This is a genomic window from Nocardia sp. NPDC050799 (assembly GCF_040654015.1).
GTDB lineage: Bacteria > Actinomycetota > Actinomycetes > Mycobacteriales > Mycobacteriaceae > Nocardia.
The window spans coordinates 112,293-133,194 of the sequence record NZ_JBFAHF010000012.1 but is presented as its reverse complement, the minus strand read 5'-3'; the positions used below and the strand labels follow the sequence as shown (position 1 = coordinate 133,194).

At 66.3% G+C, this 20,902-nt stretch carries 7 protein-coding genes, 1 tRNA gene and 1 pseudogene; 4 read left to right on the top strand and 5 right to left on the bottom strand.

From position 1 onward, the window contains the following. Positions 1 to 248: 248 nt before the first annotated feature. Positions 249 to 330 (top strand) — tRNA-Leu (locus tag AB0H42_RS15090). 424 nt (positions 331 to 754) lie between these two features. Here AB0H42_RS15090 and AB0H42_RS15085 read toward each other — a convergent pair. The 4 genes from AB0H42_RS15085 to AB0H42_RS15070 all read right to left on the bottom strand — a co-directional run bounded on the left by AB0H42_RS15085 (position 755) and on the right by AB0H42_RS15070 (position 3,440). Continuing rightward, a complete protein-coding gene (locus AB0H42_RS15085) occupies positions 755 to 1,507 on the bottom strand; it encodes an SDR family oxidoreductase (RefSeq protein ID WP_357055464.1) in 753 nt (250 codons plus the stop codon). A gap of 89 nt (positions 1,508 to 1,596) precedes the next feature. Further along, positions 1,597 to 2,049 (bottom strand): hypothetical protein, encoded by a 453-nt coding sequence (locus tag AB0H42_RS15080; RefSeq protein WP_357055461.1) that lies wholly within the window; start codon positions 2,047 to 2,049, stop codon positions 1,597 to 1,599. Between the two features lie 129 nt (positions 2,050 to 2,178). Beyond that, positions 2,179 to 2,841 (bottom strand): hydrolase, encoded by a 663-nt coding sequence (locus tag AB0H42_RS15075; RefSeq protein WP_357055458.1) that lies wholly within the window; start codon positions 2,839 to 2,841, stop codon positions 2,179 to 2,181. 44 nt (positions 2,842 to 2,885) lie between these two features. Next, complete coding sequence (locus AB0H42_RS15070) at positions 2,886 to 3,440, bottom strand: dinucleotide-binding protein (protein WP_357055455.1); 555 nt, start codon at positions 3,438 to 3,440, stop codon at positions 2,886 to 2,888. A 169-nt stretch (positions 3,441 to 3,609) separates the two neighbouring features. Between AB0H42_RS15070 and AB0H42_RS15065 the strand changes: the two genes are divergently transcribed. From AB0H42_RS15065 to AB0H42_RS15055, 3 genes and pseudogenes are all read left to right on the top strand, one after another. Further along, complete coding sequence (locus AB0H42_RS15065) at positions 3,610 to 4,545, top strand: LysR substrate-binding domain-containing protein (protein WP_357055452.1); 936 nt, start codon at positions 3,610 to 3,612, stop codon at positions 4,543 to 4,545. Positions 4,546 to 5,293: 748 nt separating this feature from the next. Beyond that, on the top strand, positions 5,294 to 6,547 hold the full coding sequence (locus AB0H42_RS15060) for a cytochrome P450 (RefSeq protein WP_357055450.1): 1,254 nt from the start codon (positions 5,294 to 5,296) through the stop codon (positions 6,545 to 6,547). A 373-nt stretch (positions 6,548 to 6,920) separates the two neighbouring features. Continuing rightward, positions 6,921 to 7,046 (top strand): annotated as a pseudogene (locus AB0H42_RS15055) (aldehyde dehydrogenase family protein); the annotation flags it as partial. Between the two features lie 85 nt (positions 7,047 to 7,131). Here the strand turns inward: AB0H42_RS15055 and AB0H42_RS15050 are convergent. Continuing rightward, entirely contained in the window at positions 7,132 to 20,886 is a 13,755-nt protein-coding gene (locus tag AB0H42_RS15050; protein ID WP_357055591.1) for a sugar transferase, read from the bottom strand. Between the last annotated feature and the right edge of the window lie 16 nt (positions 20,887 to 20,902).

The window sequence follows — 20,902 nt, the reverse complement described above, 5'->3', positions numbered from 1 at the left end:
CCGTGCGTCGGCTACCGATGAGTATTCGTGCACCCATGTACCAGAATCGGTGGAAACATGAACCTCCCTCATATTTGAACCCGCTGGTGGGAGCCGGTCCTTACCCCCGCGAAATGTGAGTACTCCTCATATTGCTGGTTATCGAATCGTTATAATCCCAGGTGGGGTTACCGGCGAGTACAAAACACCGGCCCACGTCTTCGCGATCCGCCAACGGACCGGTAGAGTTTGGACGGTCGTACCACCAAGCGCGAGTGGCGAAATTGGCAGACGCGCCAGATTTAGGTTCTGGTGTCCACGGACGTGGGGGTTCAAGTCCCCCCTCGCGCACAGATTCACGTCAGATCGGCCGCATTCGCGTGCCGGGTGTTCGAGCGCACTCGAACACCCGAAGGTGATCTGAGAAATGCGCACCCACCTGCAAGAACTCTGGGATATCGGTGGACATCCCGGAAGCCGCCGGACCGGAGGCGGTCCTCGGGGTGGGGCCGAATCAGCCATGCAAGCCGAGGTGACTGCGCGCGACCTACCACCGCGACCACGGAGTATGCCATCTACTCGGTGCATTGGACCTGACCACCGGTCGTATGCACTACCGGATCCGGGACCGGAAACGATGGATCGAGTTCCTGGCCTTCCTGCTATTCTGCGGGCCCGCCGGCCCGCAGACAAGCTCTACGTCATCGCCGACAAGGCTCATCACACGTAGTCGCACCTGGGACGCTTCGGATGCCGCCCACCGTATGGTGCCTGCTCAGATCTGGTTCTCGCCTCCGTCGACGTAGATGTTCGCGCCATCGACGTAGCTGCTCTGTTCCGAGGCCAGAAAGGCCACGACTGCGGCGGCCTCCTCCGGCCGGCCCATGCGGCCCCTGGGCACGGTCGCGGCGACATTCTCTTTGACGGCCCGAGCGGTTTCCTCGTCGCCGAAAGCGGCGGTGCCCCCGGGAGTCTCGATCCATGCCGGCGAGACCACGTTGACCCGGATGCCGCGGCCCTTGAGCTCGTTGGACCACGTTCGTGCGAAGGACCGGACGGCCGCCTTCGACGCCGCGTAGGCGCCGAAGGCCTCTACTCCGCGGTCGGCGGCAGTCGAACCGATCAGGACGATCGAGGCGCCGTCATTGAGCAGCGGCAACGCCTTACGCACGGTGAACAGGGTGCCTCGAACGTTGACCGCGAAGGTCTGGTCGAAGTGCTCCTCGGTGGTCTGCTCCAGCGTCAGGAACGCACCGACCGCCGCGTTCGCCACGAGCACGTCCACACCCTTGCCTCGCGCCCGGACCGTGTCGTAGAGCCGGTCCAGGTCCTCCGACTTGGAGATGTCGCCGACTACCGCGGTGGCCCGGTCTGCTCCGATGGTTTCGACGGCAGCCTCCAGTTCGGCCGCGCGCCGGCCGGTGACGAACACGTACGCGCCCTCGTCCGCCAGCCGTATCGCGGTGGCCAGACCGATCCCGCTGCTTCCTCCGGTGACCACCGACGTCTTGCCATCCAGCTGTCCCATGTGCGTGTCTCCATCACTCGCTGTGTCGATCGTTCGATATCGCGACGCTTTGTTGCCGTGCTTGCATAGCCCGACCCGACCGTCCCGGGTCAGGATGTGGTCGAAGACCGGCCGCCGAGGTGCCGGGCCAGGAAGTGTTCGAGCGTGCCGTACAGCTCGATGTTGCTGTCGGGGTTGATGAACCAGTGGCCCTCGGTCTCGTTCAGCAGATATTCGACGTCGGCGCCGCGGGAACGCAGCGCCTCGGCGATGTGATCGGAGTGGCAGGTGGCACCGGGGTCGCGGTCGGGGGTGAAGTCCACCACCCAGCGTTGTGCCGTGGCGTCGCAGCACATCTGGGCCGGATCTCCGTCGGACAGCTCGGTCAGCCGCGGCGGTACCGTCGCGAAGTGCGGATCGAGCGCGTGGATCTCCTGACAGGCGCCGAGGTAGCGGGCGCCGAGTAATTCCCCGGTGCTCGGATGCAGGATCAACGAGGACGGGAAGCGCGGGTCGGCCTCCGGGCGAGGTGTGTCCAGGTCGAACACCGGATGACTGTCCACGTCGAGCTTCTCGCCGTTCGCCAGGTCGAGCCAAACCAGGCGGGTGCGGTCCGAGCCGTGCGACGAACCGATCCACAGTCCGTTCCTCGGCGTACGCCGGACCCGCCTGCGGCTCGGCAGTCGGCGACGCTAGCGAGCAGCAACATCGGCGACGGGCGTCGCCAGCAACTGCAACTCCCAGGCGAGCGCTACCCCGCTACCGCCACCGTGCTCGGCCATGACCTCCCCGGCCCCGCCGGTCGTCGACTCGCGAGCCCAGTCGCGCTGCCATTCGCCGGCCACGGCCATCCAGGTGATGGGCGCCACGCCGGCCTGCACCATCCGGCGCACCGCCATATCGTGTGCCTCCACGGTCACCCCGCCACAGGCATCCGTGACAACGAAAACGTCGTACCCCTCGTCCAGCGCCTGGATGGCGGGCATGGCGACACAGATCTCGGTCCACAGTCCGGCAATGATCAGCTTCTTGCGGCCCGTCTTCTCCACGACGTCGACGACGCGACGGTCCTGCCAGGTGTTGATGAACGTGCGGTTGATCGGCTTCTGGTCCGGGAAGACGTCCTGGATGCCCCTGATGAGGTTGCCACCACGTTCTTCGATCACCGTCGTCAGCACCGTGGGGACGTCGAACACCTTGGCCAACTTGGCCAGGCCGACGACATTGTTGACGATCATGGTCGGTTCATGACTGTGGAGATTGGCGAACTGGTAGGGCTGGTGGTCGATCAGCACCAGAACGCTTTCCTCCGGGGTGAGCAGTGCCTCGAGTCCGACCTTTGCGGTGCGCGTCACGCTGTTTCCTTTTGTGCGATGGGTTGAACGTTCGATGGAAAAAGTCAGAGTTCTCGGGGTGATGCCATCCGGTAGACGAACTGGCCGAGCCCGGACTGCGCGATCGCGAACATCGTTCCGGCCAGGCCTTCCTGAGTGGCGGCCATGCTCAGATCGCCCAGACGAACCGCGTCGAATCCGGCGTCGAGACTGAGCCGGTCTACAACGCTTCGGGTTTCGTCGTCACCGGACCACAGGTTGCTCGGCCGAACCCGGGCCTCGGCAACTTGCCCGAAGAGAGAAGCGAAGTTGGTGTTGAACGCCTTCGCCGTCGGCCCGCCCGTCACCGATGCGACGTACTCGGCATTGGAGAAGAACCCGCCCGGCGGACGGGCATCGCCGTAGCGGTTCGTGGCGTCGAGCACGGTCTTGCCCTCGAGCCCGGTGACAGATGACAGAGCCGCCTCCACGACGGTTCCCGGGACGGCGAGCAGCACCACCTCCGATGCACCGGCATCGCCGCCGCCATGCCCCAGCCGAGTCACCTGATGCCCGGCCCGTTCCCACAGGTCGGCCAGCCCACCGCCGATGTTGCCGCGTCCGATCACAGTGATGTTCACGCTTGTCTCCTTACCGGGCGAATATGCGGTGGCAGTCGGCCACACGAACAGAGACCAGCTCCGACCAGGTTCGACGGGGCCGGTCGGAACATCTCTGACGGCCTGAAACGACCGTACGGCGGCCACTCGGTGGGCGTCCAAGACCTGTTCGGATGCCGATCGGTAGGATTTGTCTATCGATATCAGCCCCCGCCTGCTCCGCTACTTCCTCGCCGTCGCCGAGGAACTCCACTTCGGCCGCGCAGCCACACGTCTCTACATCGCCCAGCCCTCCCTGAGCCACCAGATCCGCAAACTCGAAGAAACCCTCCGCACCCCACTGTTCACACGTACAAGCCGCCAGGTGCAGCTCACCGCCGCCGGCCGGACACTGGCTCGCGAGGCACCGAAAGCACTGGCCGCGCTGGAACAAGCCATACAGCTCACCCGGCTGGCCGACTCCGGGATCGCCACGACGATCCGGCTGGGCTACACCCCGGTCACCGGCTTCGACACACTGACCACACTTCTGGACGCGCTCCGGGAGGACCACCCCGATCTCCTGATCGACCCCCGAGAGTTCTACAGCGCCGAGATCCCCGAACGGCTCCGGACCGGCGACCTCGACATCGGTCTCGCCCTCTCCCCACAGCCGGTCGACGGGGTAGCCGGTGAGATTCTCCGCGAAGAGCCCGTTTCCGCACTCCTCAGCCTTCGCCACCCCCTCGCCGACACACCGCGGATCCCGGTGACCGCCCTCCGCGGCCAGACACTGCTGCTGTTCCCCCGCCACCTCGCGCCCACCTACTACGACAGCATCGTCGCCGCATTCCACGAAGCAGGCTTCGCACCCGAGATCTGCGCATTCGATGATCCGCCGGTGTATGCCATGCTCGCCCGGCTCGCCGGCGGACGCGAAATCGGCCTGGCTCCCGCATCATTTGCCGAACACGCCGCCAAGACCGGCACCGGCATCATTCTCCGCGAGATCGTCGATCCGCCGATCCTGGCAGAACTCTCGGTGCTCTGGCCCACTAACGATCCCTCACCCGCCATCACCAGCGTCCTCGCCACCGCCCGGCGAAGCGCTGAACACAACAAATGGCTACGCAACCCCGCCACGTAATTCCCGATCCAGCGGCCCCCGATCCAGCGGCCCCCGGTCTCGCGCATCGAACTGCTCCGCCCGCAGCCAGGCGCCGCGACCGCGGAAACAGCTGAGGCTTCAGAGTGGCACCTGCGACGTGTGCTCCGAACTGCGAGATTCCGACAGTTACGCCTGCAACGACTGTCGGTCGTACCATCCACCGACCACCTTCGGGTATGTCGATGATCCCACCCCCTCGTCCCGCCGCAGCGGCTGCTCGAACAACTGATCGGCAGAGCACTCACCGGCCCGCCCGTCAAGCCCCGATCGCCGATGACGACATCTTCTTCGGCGTCTGCACAATCGGCGAGGCAGGGAGGGTCCTGGACCGATGCGTATTCAAGACACTCGATTGGCAACCGGGCACATGTTTGCAGGACGACCCCGCTGACAATATCGCCGAGCCCGGCGCTCCAGGTCGAGACCCGCTTCAGCGATCCCGAACTCGCGGCGATACTGTCCCTGGGACGCTCGAATGACGTGCGGGCTGCGGCAGCGATGATCTCCGGATTGATGCTCGTGGTCTCGTCGGCGTCGAGGGAGCGGGCTTCCTGGTTCACCCGATCGAAATTGCTCGACCTCTCGCTGATGCACTCCTGATTTACTACTCGTTCTGGACAGCATCGCGCGTAGGTCAGATCGTTCGCCGAAAGGACTGAGGGACTGTGCACTACATCGATTCGAGCTCGGCCACCTTTTCGCCCGATGGTCGGCGGTGACCGGCGCGATGGAAATCCTCGAGCTGACCGACGACTTCTACCAGGATCCGCATGCGACCTACCGGGCGCTGCGGGAGCGCGGTCCCCTGCACCGAATTCGATTGGACGGTGTGCTCGGCTGGCTGATCGTCGGTCACGACGTAGCCAAACAGGCCTTCGCGGAGCCGACCATCAGCAAACGCATCGGATCACCCGAGGGACAGGCTGTGCTGGCCAAAAACGGCGCAGCCGAGATGTTCAACACCGCCATCAGCGACAACATGTTGTTCGCCGATCCGCCCCAGCACACCCGGCTGCGCCGTCTCGTGGCCAAGGCATTCGCCGGTCCCGCCATCCGCGATCTCCAGCCGAGAATCGGCTCGATCGCCGACACCCTGCTCGACGACATCAGCGCGCGAACGACCGTCGACCTCATCGACAGCTATGCGTTCCGGCTGCCGATCGCGGTGATCTGTGAACTGCTCGGAGTCCCCGACGACGACAAGGAAGAGTTCCGCTCGTGGACCGCCGTCGTCGTCAGCGACTCGGCCACGATCGAGGAACGCGCCACCGCCGGGGTCAGCTTCATCACCTACCTGACGAAGTTGATCGCCAAACGCACCGACGACCCCCGCGACGACCTGCTCTCCCAACTGATCATCGCGAAAGACCAGGAAGACCGTCTGGACGAGCACGAACTCATCGCCATGCTGCTCCTGCTGCTGATAGCCGGGCATGAGACCACCGTCAACCTCATCGGCAACTCGGTAATGGAGCTGCTACGCGATCCGACATCGGCCGAGCGGTTACGCACCGATCCCGAAGCGATACCCGCCTACCTCGAGGAGATCCTGCGCTGTCAGGGGTCGTTGCACGTGGCGACGGCTCGCTACACCACCGCTCCGATCACGTTGGGCGGTAAGGACATCGACGCGGGCGAATTCATCCTGATCTCGCTCGCCGCTGCCAACCGCGACCCCGCGCAGTTCGCCGCCCCGGACCGGATCGACCTCGAAAGATCCGAGAGCCGGCACCTCGCCTTCGGGCACGGCATCCATCACTGTCTCGGCGCCGCCCTGGCCCGCGTGGAAGCCACCACCGCGATCTCGCGACTGCTGGCCACGTTCCCGGAGATATCGCTCGACGGGGAATTCAGTGATCTGACGTGGCGAAAAAGCCTCCTGATCCATGGCCTGACCAGCCTGCCGGTTCGACTGGCCGCACCCACTGAATCTCATCCGGTGTCCAGCGCTGACGGGGACCACTTCTCGCTGTTGGTCTGACCCCAGTCGTCACGAATTCCGATCGAAACCTATGGCACCGGGATCATTTCAAGGTGCAGAAGGGTGGTCGGAGCTTGGCCGAGATCCTCATATCGACCGAATGCCGTGTCGAAGAAGGTGCGCAGGTAACCGCGCTACAGGACGAGTGAGTCGCGCGGATCGTTGGTGCCGACCAGTTGAGAGACGATCGCGGAGGGCGGGCCGGCTGCGGCGGCGAGCGCGGGCACGCCGTGGCGTCAGCAGCGACTGGAAGCGCCCGTGAGCCAGATCGACGCGGCTGAGCAGACCATCCATCGCGGGCCGGGTGCCGGACTCCGCCGGCCGGTCGCGGTAGTGGGTGGGACTGTCGCCGAGTGCGACTCCGATGGCGAACCATCGTGGAACCGTCTCCGATGTAGCAGCACCTTTCGGTGGCGTGAAAGAGTCCGGCTTGGGGCGAGAGGCCGGCATCGAAGGCATCGACGAATACCTCGAAACAAAGTACATTGCTCTGCCCTGAGCAGGCGGTTACCGTGCAAAATGTGAGCGCGCGGTTCCTCGTGATCCGACGGGTTGTTGTGCTGCTTCGTTGCGGAGGTCGGCAATCAGGAGATGCGCCACGGTGGTCCCGGCCGGAGCCGAGCCCAGTGTTTCCCGATATTGCTCGCGGACAGGAACCTGGATTCGGCGAGTGAGTCGACGGGTACGGCCGGTTGCGGATCATCGTACGAAGAGCGCAGAACATCGCTTACCCGCCCGAGCAGATTGCCTCGCCCTGGAGCCAGCTGGGTGCTGTACGTCTCATGCGCGAGCTCGGGTATCCGTTGGGCGCGCTCGGCCGGTGGCAGTTCAGCGTGCCGGGCAGCGAGTTCGTCGTACAGCCGATGGATCACTTCGGCGGTCTCGTCGAGTACCTCGTGGTGGGGGAAGCGCTCGGCGAGTTCGGTCAGCAACTCGTCCGTCCGGCGCAAATAGTCCAGGCCTGCGGTGTAGTCGCTGGTGGTCAGCAGATGAAACGCGATGTCGGTGACGCTGCCGAGCAGAGCTCCCGCAGCGAATGCGTATTCTCGATCCGACCGATCACGTGCCTCGACGTATGCTGCTTCGAGCTCCGGCAGCAGGCGGAAGGCGTGATGGCCGCCGACGTGTGGACCACGGCCCGCACCTCCGCCGTCCATGCGGACAACACCGAGTTCGCTCAGCTGTTTCCGCTGCTGTTGCCGCAGCCCCTGCCAGTCGTCCACGCGATTTTCACCGCTGACGACCCTGAGCGGTATTCCGCTGTCGCCGAGCAGTTGCCCACCGGCCCGGCCGCCGGATGCGACCTCACGGGAAGAATTCGTGGCCGACGTGGTTTCGCTACCGGAGCTGTCGTGCACCTCGGCCCACTTCCCTCCCGGCTGCTCGGATCCTCGGTTCCAGGGATTGCGAAGGTCGACGTCGTCTTTTCGGGCGGGCTGGTTCGGCGGCACCGGCTGAATCGGGCCGACCGGCGTGCCCACGGGCGGCGTTGCCGCAGGCTGCTGCTCCGTCGACCGCCGCGCCTTCCTGCGGCGGTTCCAGGGTGTGAATCCGGCCTTGCCGCTCGCGTTCTCTCGGCCGCCGGGATCGGGGCGTTCGGCCCGTAACGCGTCTACCGCCCGCAGGTCCGCCATCGGCACGGCGGGCCCCGGCCGCCCCCGGTCGGTGCGGGGCTTGCCCTGGGGCCCCGGGTACACGCGATCTGCCGTGCGATCTGCCGCACCTCGTAGCAGCGTTCCCATCCAGCCGGTGACCGCGGAGACCGGCCCTGCGGCCTCGCGCAGTCTCCGCTGGGCTGCCTCTGGAAGAAGCCCGATGCCACCCTCGAGGATGTCCTTTCCGGTGCCCAACACCAGATCCGGGGACTCCCGTAAGACCGTACTGGCCAGGTAACGGTCGACGACCTTCATCATGTATTCCTCGGCCGCTCGACTACCCATCCGCGACCAGATGAAGGCAGCCAGATACCTTGCCCGCAGATACTCGGGGCTCTGGGCCGCGAGCCCCCGGCACCCCGGGAAGTGCAGCGCCGACCACAGGTCATCTTTCAGGAATCGGTCCCATAACACGTACTCCCCGGACGTGAGGACATCGCGCATCAGCTCGTGGTCGTGGCCCAGCAGCGGCCTTCCCGAGAAGTACTGCATCTTGCCGAACAGAATCGATACCAGCTGCGGCAACTCGTCGAGCGAGGTCGCCCGCAGGAATCTCGCCCACCTGGAGATCCGGTCGTTGACATCCCGGGTGCTGGCTCGCTGCGGCTCATTCGCCGGCAGCGTGCGCAGCTTCCAGACGGTGATGGTCCTACCATCGCTCGTAATCTTCTGCTGCTTGACGAACAGTGACTGCCAGTTGATTGCTTCGCCCAGTAGCGCCGCCGTAACCGCCGACTGTGTATCCGGCACCCCCAATTCTTCGGCCCGCCGGTCCGCCATGGACAGCAACTGCCGGATCTGCCCGGCCACCTCGTCCTCGGTCTTCGGTGGGTCCGCGAGCTGCGCCAATTCCTCGAGCGCCGCCCGGCGGTGTTCGACGCGCAGCTTCGCCGCCGCCGCCAGATGTTCCGGCACCTCGTCGCCGAGCAGTTCCAATGCCCGATCCACCCGCGCGGACTCCGCTACCGCATCGCGGTTGCGTATCAATGTATCGATCGACAAGCCGGTTACGGCCAGCAAGGCGAGTGCCGAGTAGACGGGGGCCCGTTTCATGATCCGGTTCAGCTCGAGAAAGTCCTTGTCTGTGAACTCTTCCTCGAGATTCGTCTCGCGCACCTTATCGGCACCCCAGGAGACCAGCGTGGAGATAATCGAACCCAGCTCGCGTGGGCCCATCTTGCCGAATTGCTTGTCGGGTATCGCCAGTTCCTTCAGCTTCTCGACTACTTCCGCGTGCACGGCATCGAACCATTGCCCTCGTCGGCTGACCCATTCGGCGCCGAACGGCTCCCCTGGCTCGGGCCTCGGCAGGTGCTTCAGATACCAGTACGCCGCGGGGTTGATCGCGATCAGCTCGTCGATGGCGGCGTCGGTCTCCGCCCAGTATCGAGTCCAGTATTCGGACTCGTCCTCCGCTGAGTGGCCGGCCCGTGCATCGGTGTCGGCGCCTGATGATGGCGAGGCCGGGGGTTCGGCGTCGGGATCGAGGTCGATGGCGACGGTATCGGGCCCGCGGGACGTGGGCTGCGCGGTGTCCTCGGGAGTCGGGGACACTACCGTCGCGTCGAACGCCCGGGCCGGACCGTCGAGTGCTGCGGCCCGATCGGCCGGCGGACCGGGTACCGAGTCCGGGTCGATCGGTTCACTTCTGCGATCGGCCGATGGGACGGCTCGTTCCGGCTCGGTGCCGGGTTCGGGCGGGGGGCCGGATTCCGGTTCTTGTCCGGCCAGGAGCCGGCGGTAGCCGGCGGGACCCCTGGCCGATGCGGTGCGGTCCGCCTCGGGGTCGACGAGTCGGGAGCCGACCGTCCGGTGCAGCCAGCTCGGCTGCTGCGGTCCCGGCCGGTGCGGGGCGCGTAGTACCTCGTTGCCCCGGCCTACTGCGATCAGAGCGAAGTGGCCCAGCGGCTCGGTGGGAATTCCGGCGATGAAGTCGATGTACTGGAAGTACTGGCGATGACTGCGTAGCGCAGTGGCGAACCGCGGCATATCCGGAAACTGCGATTGTATTCGCACCGCACCGAACAGCTCTGCCGCCGGATCCATCCCCTGCCCGCGCCCGGCTATCCTTCCGGCCGGCCCCGGTATATCCGCCCCGAGTGCGGTCACCGGATCCGCATCGTGCGCGGCGGCGTACACCTCTGCGACGCGGAACTCGTTCGCCTGCTGCAGCGGTCCCATGCCGGGAGAACCCAGCACAGCGACCGATTCGACTACGGATTTCGACTCGGTGGGATCGACGAATCGATCGCCATACGCGGCCCATGCCGTCGTGGTGGAGCCGTAACTGTGGGCAAAGAGCCGGTTCAGCGGCACAGGAGACCCACCGGTACGTTCGCTGTGCAGCCGGCGAGTCGTATCGAAGCCCCAGAGGTCTCGCACCAACAACCGGCCACCCTCGACCGCGGATCGGGACGAGATGGTTTCGGTCATCATCTTTGCGCCGCTGGGCGCGTCATAGCCGAGCCACGCCATCGAAAAGATCCCGAGATGCGGATCCAACCTCGCCGCTGCACTGTAGAGGTTCCACGAATTGGTCGATCTGCTGTTGAGATGTTGCAACGTTGTGGTGATCCCGGGAATCTGCCACAGCGTGACCGCCGCGGTATCGGCATTCCCGAAGCCGACGAGCGCCCGTCCACATCCGCCGAACTCCACTGCGTCGTAGCCGATCACCTGGACCGGAGGTGCGGGCACGATAAGTTCCATCGACCGTGCTTTGAGCTCCGCTCTCCCCACGGCGTGATGGCTGTACACCAGGTTCTCGAGATGCCGCTGTTCTCGGGCATCGAGCTGGGCTTTCATCCACTGCTCGATATCGGCGCCTTCGGGACACCTGGCCCGATAGGCCGCCAGTTCGCGGGCGATCGACAACCGATTGACCTGATCTCGTACCTCGAAGGGAATACCGTCGGCGTTGCCCAGCTCGGGAACCGTCCGCCGCACGGCTTCCCGCTGCTCCGAGGTCAGTTGATGCCACCATTGGAAGTTCACTTCGGTCCGCTGCACCGACCGTTCTCTCACTTCGTCATCGGCGTACTCGCCGTGCAGCAGATCGGCCGGAGAACGAACTGGACTCGCCGCACCGAATGCGCTCCGCGCCAGCTCTTCCTCAGCGGGCGTGGGCTCGGACGCCTCGGGCAGTAGGTCGGCGTACAGATGTGAACGGCTGCGCAGCGATCCGCTGCCAGGGCCGAAGTCTCGTCTTCCGATGCCGTCCTCGACCATCGCGAAGCTGTCGGCGACATCCTGCGCAGTCACCACTTGCGACACCAGCAATGGCCGCCTGTTCGGGTTCTTCCGGCGAGTCCACGGGTTGGCAGACGACGGGAGGATCCCCGGCCGACGCCTACGCGCGGTCTCGGTGAGCGGGGAATACCCCGGCAGCGCCTCTCCTGGTTCTTCCGAACGACCGGAAGCGTCCAGTGCGCGCTGTCCGAGCATGGCATCGGCCGAATCAGGAGCCAGGGCAGTACCGTTGGCTGCGATATCGGCGAAGACTGTCAGTGACGACGAGGGAACCCTGGTGGCCGGGTCGGCAGAAAGGTAACGTCCGAGCACCGACTTCCCGGAATCGGGAGCGGGGTCCACGGTGATCCGCTGCCCACCGAATTCCATGCCCACCCCGCGGCGGCGAATTCGCCGGACGCCTGTGCCCAGCGCGAGGGACCGCCGCGATACGACGTCCACGATATTCACTGTTTCGACACCGAATTCCGCCGCGTCCGCGACCAGCAGAGCGCCACGCGGATCCGCCAGCGTCACTGTGGTGACCTCGCCACTCAACCTACCGTGTGCGCCGGCGGCGCCGACTATGGCTGCGCCGGCACCGTAAGCGAATAGATGAGTCACCGGTGCTGGAGAGCCACCGGGCAGCTGAGCTGCGTACGCACGGCTCGCATTGAAACCCGCTATACCTGCGCTGATCTGCCGACCGTGCTGCACCCCGGCCTTCGCTCTCCTCGGCGCAGCGTGCCGGTGCGAGATCTTGGAAGCTGTCCCGGCGTCCGCGGTCCGTCGGGCAGTCGCTTCGTAATGGTTGCCCACGTAGACGACATCGTCGGCGAGGGACGAAAGATCGTCGCTGTAGACGACGTGCTCGGAAATCGAGAGCGCAGCATCGAAATCGCCGAACCCGATCGCGAACTCGTCGTCGTGGTAGGCCAGCAGCTGCACCGGCGGCGGAACATCCGAATGCATCGCCTTCGCTCGCAGCTCGGCCTGCACCAGCGCTTTCCGTGCGTCGAGGATACGGCGTAGCCGCCGGGGCTCACCGGGCCCGAACTCCGAGTTGATCGTCTGCCCGATCCCGAGTCGTTCGGGGCGGCGAGCGAGGAAGTCCGCGAGGTCGCGCTCGAGCTTCCGCCGGTTCGCGACGTCCCTGTCCGCTGCCGGGATACCACCGACATTGCCGATCTCGGTGTGTACGAACAATATTGCCTCTCGCCGGACTTCATCCAGCGAGTGCCACCACTGGGCCACGGCCGTCGCTCGATCCCCGGCCGTCGCGACGACAGCCCCGTCGGGCCGTTCCTCGGGAAACAAATCCGCCACGGTCGCACCCGGTGCCAACCTTCGCAGCGCGTCCTCGGCGTATGCCAGATCGATATCGGTGATGGGCCCGCCGGCGAGCGATGCGTACTGGCCGCGCACTTCCTCGGCCGCGGCGAGAAGGCTCGACTTCTCGCTGTATTCCTCGACCAGCGGAAGTGCTCGCGCCTGGCTCGGGTTCAGCTTGTTCTGCCGGCTCGAACTCAGCAACGCCCCTAACATCGTCGACACCGCTGCCGGGGTCGACAGGTCGGCGCGTCCTTTGCCGAGTTCGAAAAGCCGCTGTTGCAGCGCGTCACATTGCTGCCGCAACCGCCGCAATTTCTCTGGATCGGCCACCAGGTCTTGAACGCTGGGTAGTGGCCCCGCGTCGTCGGCGGGGCCCTCCTCATCGTCGAGGTCGATGCTGGGATCGCCGAGGTCGGCGGGGACCGGAACGGGTTCCCGCGTGCGGGACTCGTCGCGCTGCGGATCGAACACCCGCTGATCGCCCGAGGGCGCGGCAGGCTCGGCAGTGGCGCGCCCCGGCTGCGAGGCGAGGTCGGCACGCTGCTTCTCCTCCAGCCGGACCAATTCGTCGAGTACGAAACCGGGTTCACCACCCCTGTCGGGGTTCAGGTACGCGACCTGTTGTTTCACATATCGGGCCCGTTCGGCCGGGGTCTTCGAGCGCCAGGCCTCGGCTACGGACGCAGTCGAGCCCTTCGGCGCAATGCTCGCGCCGGCCTCGGACGCAGCCGGGACCGGTCCGCGATAGCCGACCTGCACCAGAGCATTGCGCTGTTCGGCGTCTTTCAACACCTGCGCATAAGAAACGCCCCGGAGCAGGGCCTGCAAGGCGTAGACAGGGTGTGTGGGGTCCGCCGGTGCCGTCCTGCCGAAGGCGTTGTTCGCCTCGGCCAGCGCTTCTGCCGGATTGAATACTTCGAGAGCGCCCAAGCGGAGTTTCGCTGCGTCCAGCCCGAGTCTCGCGGCATCCGGGTCCAGGCGCGTGGGAGGCCGGCCGTACTCTTGACCGTCACGTATTCGCTGGTGCGTGTTCTCATCGAGCTTGTTCAGCCACGTCTTGTATACGGTCTCCAGATCGACCCAGCCCGATCCGTCGTCGCTTTCGGCAAGCTCGGGGCCGGAGTGGCGCCGGTCATCTATTCCTCCCCGCGCGACCCCGGATTCACGCAGCCATCTGTCGAAATCCGCGCGACTGCCGAATCGGCCCAGCCACGATTCGAAGGCCTCGAACAGGCGATCTTCCTCCGGGTTCGCCGATCTCTTTCTGCCGCTGCTGTACGCATCGAGCCGACCCAGCCAATCGTCGAACCTGGTCCCGGGCGGCAGCGAACCGAACTTCTCGAGTTCAGTGAAGTGTGCGAACAGGTACCCGAAAGCACGTGCCTCTTTCGAGTCCTGGCTGCTCTCTTCTCGGACGGGACCGATTCGCGAATGGTCCATCGGGAACTTGTCGTAGAGGCCCTTACGGGCGTTCTTGTCTTGCAGATGGCCCATCTCATGGCTGACGGCGTCGTAGGCAGGATCGCCGGTCGGGGCCATGAGACGGCCCGCCCGCACCGCCCCGCGCATGGTCTCCTGGAATTTCTCCGGGTTACCGAAGAGGTCCTCGTTGAGGACCATGAAGGTCGGGGAAGCCCCCTCGCCGACATCGGGACTCCAGATACAGGCACCGATATTGCCGACCATAGGAGCGATGAGTACGACGTCGAGCTGGATGTCGTCGATGTCTTTTCGCGCGGCGTAGCCATCGACTATCGCATTCCTGATCGACAGTGCCGTATCGACGGAGACTCCCGGCTTGTCCAGCCCGAGCACCTCGACCCCGTACGTTTCGAACAGCTGCCGGGCGATGGCCTGCTTGGTATTTCGTTCCGAATCGGCTGCGGTCGCAGCGTTTGCTCGGGTCACCCGATCCTCGGTCGAGGCCTGCCGTCGCCGGGCTGCCGATTGGGCCGCCCGTACCGAAGTCTGCTGTCGCCGGGCTGCCGAATCGACTGCCCGTACTCCGATCTCCTGCGCAACCCAACCGAACGACGCGACCTGAGCATCGGCGAGGTCACCGCTGGACGGCGGATTCACCGCATCGGTGACGAGCCGGCGCATGGCGGGATTCAATAGATTGAGGCTGTCGAGCCACGTATCCCGCGCTTCACCGATCAGCCACTCACCGATGTCGACACCTGGGGGGGCCTGCCACCCATCGGCTTCGGCGGCGGCGAGCGTGGCACGGGCGACTGCGTGCGCCAGGACTTGGATCCGTGTGGGCGGGGTGCCGCGCTCCGCATCCCAGCCGAGTACGACACATATGCCCTGGGCGGTGGCGGGGCCGAAATAGCGGTCCAACGCCTGGCCGGCGGACCGGTCGCCCTGCTGCGCCCGTTGCAGCGTCTCGGTGCGATCGCGGGCGGACAACTGATCGAACGGGACGGCGGAATCCGGAGCATCAGCGAGGATGGGCGAGGCGATCCGCACTTGCTCGACCAGCCGGCCGACGGCCGCGGCCCGCGCCTCGGCGTCGGTGCCGGCCTCGGCCTGAGCCGGCGCGGGAACAAGTCCTTGCTGCAGTGCCGGCCCGAATGCGGTGACGAGCCGGCGCTGGGCCGGATCGAGTTGATCCAAATTAGCGGCCAGAAGATGTCGTGCGGTCTCGCGCATATGGTCGGCGACATCGGTCCCCATGGGAACCCCTCGCGTCTCGACCAGCGCGAATGTTGCGTCCCGCACGGCCTGCGCCACCGGCAGCAACGGTGCGGCCGCCTGTCCACCCGGTGCGTCCAGCAATTGCAGTAGGTGGCGGAGGGTGCTGTCGCCGTGTTCGTCACGCAAGGTGGGCGCGGCGGGCGGATTGCCGGAATCCGTGTGAGACGCTCCACCGAGAGCCAGGCCCGCAACAGTCGGCACAGGGCTGCCGTTCTGGTCGGCAGCAATCGACACGGGGCCGGCGCTGTGGGCGGTAGGGGTGTGCTGTGCCTGCCGGGTCGCGTGTGGACCGGTCCCGTCCGCGAGCGGAGCCACCGTACCCGCGGTCCGGGGAGGGGGATGCCGGGGTTGCTGGATCGCAGTGCCGTGTGCGTCGGCGGGTGGGGCATTGGCCTGGTTGGCATTCGCGTACTTGGCGGCGAGCTGATCTTTCTCGACAGCGTCCTTCATCGCCGGGACGGCCTTCTCCAAGAGGTTTGTCCGGGCCTGCTCCAAGAACAATTCGGCGTCGTTCAACTCGATTTCGGTGCTCTCGGTGTGGAGCTGCTCGTGCCGCTCTTGCGCAACATGTTGCGCCTCGACTGCCCTGGTGTACTGCACGATTTGTTGCGTGACGCCGTGGTCGGTGACCCGGCCCCGGAAGTCCTCGGGCGAGATGTAGTGCACGGTCCGCCCTGGCGTGCCGCCGTTCTCGCGGTCGTCGCCCGATCCACCGCGGGCGACGCGGCCGTCGACCTGGTCGTTGACCCGCTCCGAGAATGCCGGCCCACCGCTGGTCTTGCCCAGCACACCGTCGAGCGCAATCGATTCCTTGGTCGGTGTGGGGTCGGCGCCTCGGCCGCCCTCCTTGTTGATGATGAAGATATCGCCGGGTTTTCCGAACTCCTCGATCATCCGGCGAACGAGCGCCTCGGAATGGACGTTGCTCCCGCCGTGCTCGGCGTAGAACTCCGCATCGACTATGACGAATCTCAGCTCGAAATCGTCACCGTACCGGTCCCGCGCCACCATGTGGAGATGGTCGACCAGACCGAGCCGACCTGCCTCCGGGTCACCCCGGCCTTCGCCGTTGTCCATCAGCGTGATCCACTGCGGCCGGCCGCTCTGCACGCCGTCGACAATGTCGGCATCCGTGACGATGTCGTCGGCCAGGTGCATGAGTTTGTCCTGCGTGTTCGCGAAGTCCAGCGGCTTGTCGATAACTCGGTTCGATGTGTAGAAGGTCGGCAGCTCCGGCACCGGACCGACACCGTACAGGTCGTAGGTGATGCCTTCGACGCCCTTCAGGGTCCCCGACAAACCTGACGGATCGAACAGCAACTCACTGCCGATCAATTGCTGATCCGACATCCGCAACGAATGCTCCTGATTCGCCCGGACCGGCAATCCTTCCTTGAGATCCACGAACTGCCCGACATCCTGCCACCGGACCTCGGTCGACTTCGTTTTGTCCCACATCGCCTTGTCGTTGGTTTCGTGAGCGAGGATGCCGATCTTTGCGCCCTCACCCTCATCCGCTCTCGTGATGTAATGGGTTCCCTTTTCCAAGCCCCAGCGCGCGTTGGCGGCGTCGGCGAAAAGCGTCAGCTCCGCGACGGTGACAGGTGCACCCGCCACCTTCTCGAGCTTGGCGACAGCCTCCGGGGTCGTTTCCGCGGCCCACATTCCCCGGGTGTTCTCGGGTCTTCTGAAATCTGCCGCCGTCAAGCCGTGTTCACGTTCCGCGGTCGCCAGCCGATCCCAGACACTCTGTAGTTCGGCCACCACCTCGGGCGTGGCCTCCGCCGCCGCACCGGGCGAGAGTACGCATTCGGAATTGCCGTCGAAGACGGTATCGAATTCGTCGATGGTGAGTTTGCCTACCGGGAAGGGATCGAACCGAATGTCCAGACCGTGATCGGATGCGGCGGTATCCAGCCTTTCTTTGATCAGATCGATAGACGGTTTCGTGTTGAGGAAATCCCGCAGTGCCGTCACCTCATGGTGCGGCATGCCGCCGGCCGCGAGATCGTTCATCATCGAATCCGCGACCTTCAACGCGCGGAACAGGTAGTCCTCCTTGGTACCCACGACGATGCGCCCGCGGCCGGGCCCCGGATCCGGCAGCGGACCGTCCTGATCCATCCGGATCACATCGGTCCCCGTATCCGACTCCGGCCGCACCACGAACGCCTGCAACTCACCGGCCAGCTCACCGGCGAGCAGATCACTGCTGGTCCAGGCGTGCGCCGTCCCGTGGTCGACGGCATCGGTCACCATCTTCATCACCATGACGATGGTCTTGCCCTCGCCGGTCTTCATATCGACCGGACCGTGCTCCAGCAGCAGGAACGCCGCGGCCTGCGTCTCTCGCACCAGACGATGCCGATCGTCCCCCCGGCGAATCCACTCCGTCATCGCCGCGATCCGCTCCTCCCTGGAGCCCCTCACCATCGTGTCGACCATCGACTCCGGTGATGCGTTCGCCATCGGGCTGATTCCATCGGCCATGCTGCCCGGGGTTCGCAACTCCCCGACCGCGCGACCGGCCGCCAAGGCCGCGCGGACCCGCTCCTGGGCAACCACGTCGAACACTGCGTCGCGATCGGTGAGGACCCCCGCCTCGAAATCGTGCATCAGCGAAACACCCGCCCGGTCCGACATCTTCACCAGGTCACTGGCTCTCGCCCGGGTTGCGGCCTCATGCCCGGCCACCGCTGCCTCGTACACCTCCTGGGACTCGGCCAACTTCGCCTGGGCCTGCCGGAGCTGTTCCTGGGCCGCCCGCGAGGCATCGACAGCCACTCGATCCGCTGCCGTGCCCTGCCCGGACAGATCGCGCATTCGGTCGCCGGGGCCGATCCGGGTGGCCCGCTCGTGCGCCTCCGCCACGCGCACGGTCTTCTCCTGCCGCTTCAGCTCCGCATGGGCGGCCCGTTCGCGCTCGGCCGCCTCTGCGACACGTTGCCGGTGGTGTTCCCGCACCAGCTCGTTCTGCTGCCGCTCTCCCGCACTACGCTGTTCTACTTCAGCGCGCGCCTTCGCACGTGCGGCCGCGGCGGGATCCTCGTTACGAGCGGCAGGCGACACCTCCGAATCTCGCTGTGCGCGAGCGGTCTCCGATTCGGGCCGCGGTGGTGCGCCGTTGTGGTCGGCGGTACCCGGTTCGGCCGCTGCTCGCTGCCGGGTCGTACTGTCATCGCCCGCACGCCCCGACTTCGGTTCCGGTTCGTCGGCGCCCGTGGGCTTCTGCCGGGCGGAACCATCTTCGGCACGTCCATACTCGGACTTGCCCGAATTCACCGCCGGGGGATGCTCCGACGCAGCGATTTTCGGAGCGGACACAGCGGGCGGTTGTTTACCTCCACCGGCCGCGGGCGCCTCACCGCGCCCAGCGGGGGCGGGCGGTGTGTCTCCGCTCCTCGGCTGCGGTGTCGCCCGTTGCCCGGCACCGGCGCCGTCTCCGGTGCTGGTGGGTTGACCAGCTGCGTTGCGGGAGGGGGCGGGGGATTCGGGACTGACGACCGTTATGACCGGCCCGGCGTTCCGGTCCGCCGATTCGGGGACCGAACCGCTGCGCCGCCCGGCCGGGGTCGGCTCGGGAACGAGGCCGGGCGCGGGCTCGGGCACCGTCGTGGGATCCGGCTGCCCGCGACCGGCCTCGGCCGGCGCTGCCTTCGGAACCGGTGGCTCCGATTCGCCGTTCGCTACCGGCCGCGCCGGATCGTCCCCCGAAGCGGCAGCAACGCCGGGTCGGCCGTCCGGCGCCGGCTCGCCGACCACCTGCCTGCCGGGGTGGGGAAGCCCCCTGGCCGGTTCGCCGTCGGCGGGATGCGCTCGCTCCGGCCCGGCGCCGGCGCCGCCCTGTCCCGCCGGTACCGCCGCGGCAGACTTTGTTGCCGCGGCGCGAGAACCGGCCTGGTCATCGCCGTCCGCGGCCGATTTCGACGATGTCGATCGGGCGCCTCCCACCTCGTTGTCCGCGGGATGCGGCTGCTTCGCACCGGCCGCGGATTCCGGCGGGCCGGTAACCTGCTCAGGCCCGTCGGGGATGCCGGGCTGTGCTGGCGCAGTGCCTGAATCGGCGTCTGCCGGCGGCGGTGCCGTCCGCGCAGGCCCGGCGGATGCGTTGTGATCCCCCGCCCGGGGTGGCCCGCCACCGGCACCGCTGCCGACCGCCGGCTGTGCACTGCTTGCCGGCTTGGAATTGTGCTGTGCGGAAGACGCATCCCCCGGGTCGGTCGAAGACCTGACCGGACTCGGCTGCCCATCGACGGAGTTGGTGTTCTGCTGGCTAGCGGGCTCTTGACGCAGCGCATCGAGTTTCTGCTGCGGAGACTCGGGCTGCGTGCTCGGATCCGCAGCAGTGGGCGAACGGCGCGCGTGAACTGCGTCCGTAGGCGGTCGGCCGGCACGGTGTGCCGAGCCACCCGGGGGACCTCCGTCCGGACCGAGAGCGGAAGTCGCGGCGGTCGCCGGCTCCGGCGACGCGGCACGCAGGCTCGCCAGACTGTGGCCTGCCGCGCCCAGAAACCCGCCGGTCACAGCAGGCAGAAAACCCTCGGTGAAGCTGTCCATCGTGAACTTCTCCCCGGACAGGCCGATCGCCACACCGGTCCCGAAAAAGCCGCCGACCAACCCACCGATACCGCCCGTGACCAGCGCGCCACCGATCTGGAACAGCACCTGCTGCCCGGTGCTCGTGGCCTTTCGCGCGCGGGCGAGGGTGACCGGGGTGACCCAGCGGTCGCCGGCCCGTTTCCCCGCTACCAGGCCGGCGGCGCCACCGAACCCACCGGCGAGGGTCGTGACCAGGACTTCCTTCCCGTCCACCGCGTCGCGCTGATCGTAGGCCACCTGCTTCAGCTGCACAGCCAGGTTGATACCGCCACCTTGGATGGCCCCGATAGCCGCGGCTTTACCGGTCAGCGCAAGAGTTCCGCGTTGCGCGGCCGCCCGCGCGCTCGAGCCCGCTAAATATTCCAGCAGTTTGCGTGAGGCGATTTCCAGCGCCGTCCGAGTTTGAACCGTTTTGAGGCGCTGTACGATCGCGCCGCCGTAGGCGAACATGATCGCGGCGTGCAGCAGCGTCCACGCCAGGATCACCGCGAACGAGATGACCGTCCACTTCTGCACCTCGAAGGCATTCGCGCCCTCGTAGAGGTGCTCGGCCTCCTTGTCGAATTCATCGGCTTGCCGGCGGTACCTCTCCGCCAGCTCCCGAGAAGGCTCTTCGTGCGCATCGCCGGACCGTCCGCCTTCGACGGCATAGCTGCGGGCCGCGGTTTTCTGATCGAGGTACTCCGCCTGTCCGCGGCACCACTCGGCTTTTTCCGACAGGCTGTCGGCCCGGCGACGCATCGCGTCTTCCCTGGCTTCGGGGAAATGTCCGGCAACGACTTCGAGCACGCCGGGCGGCAACCAAGGTGGCAGCTGCAGAGTCAAAATTCACCCTGCCCGT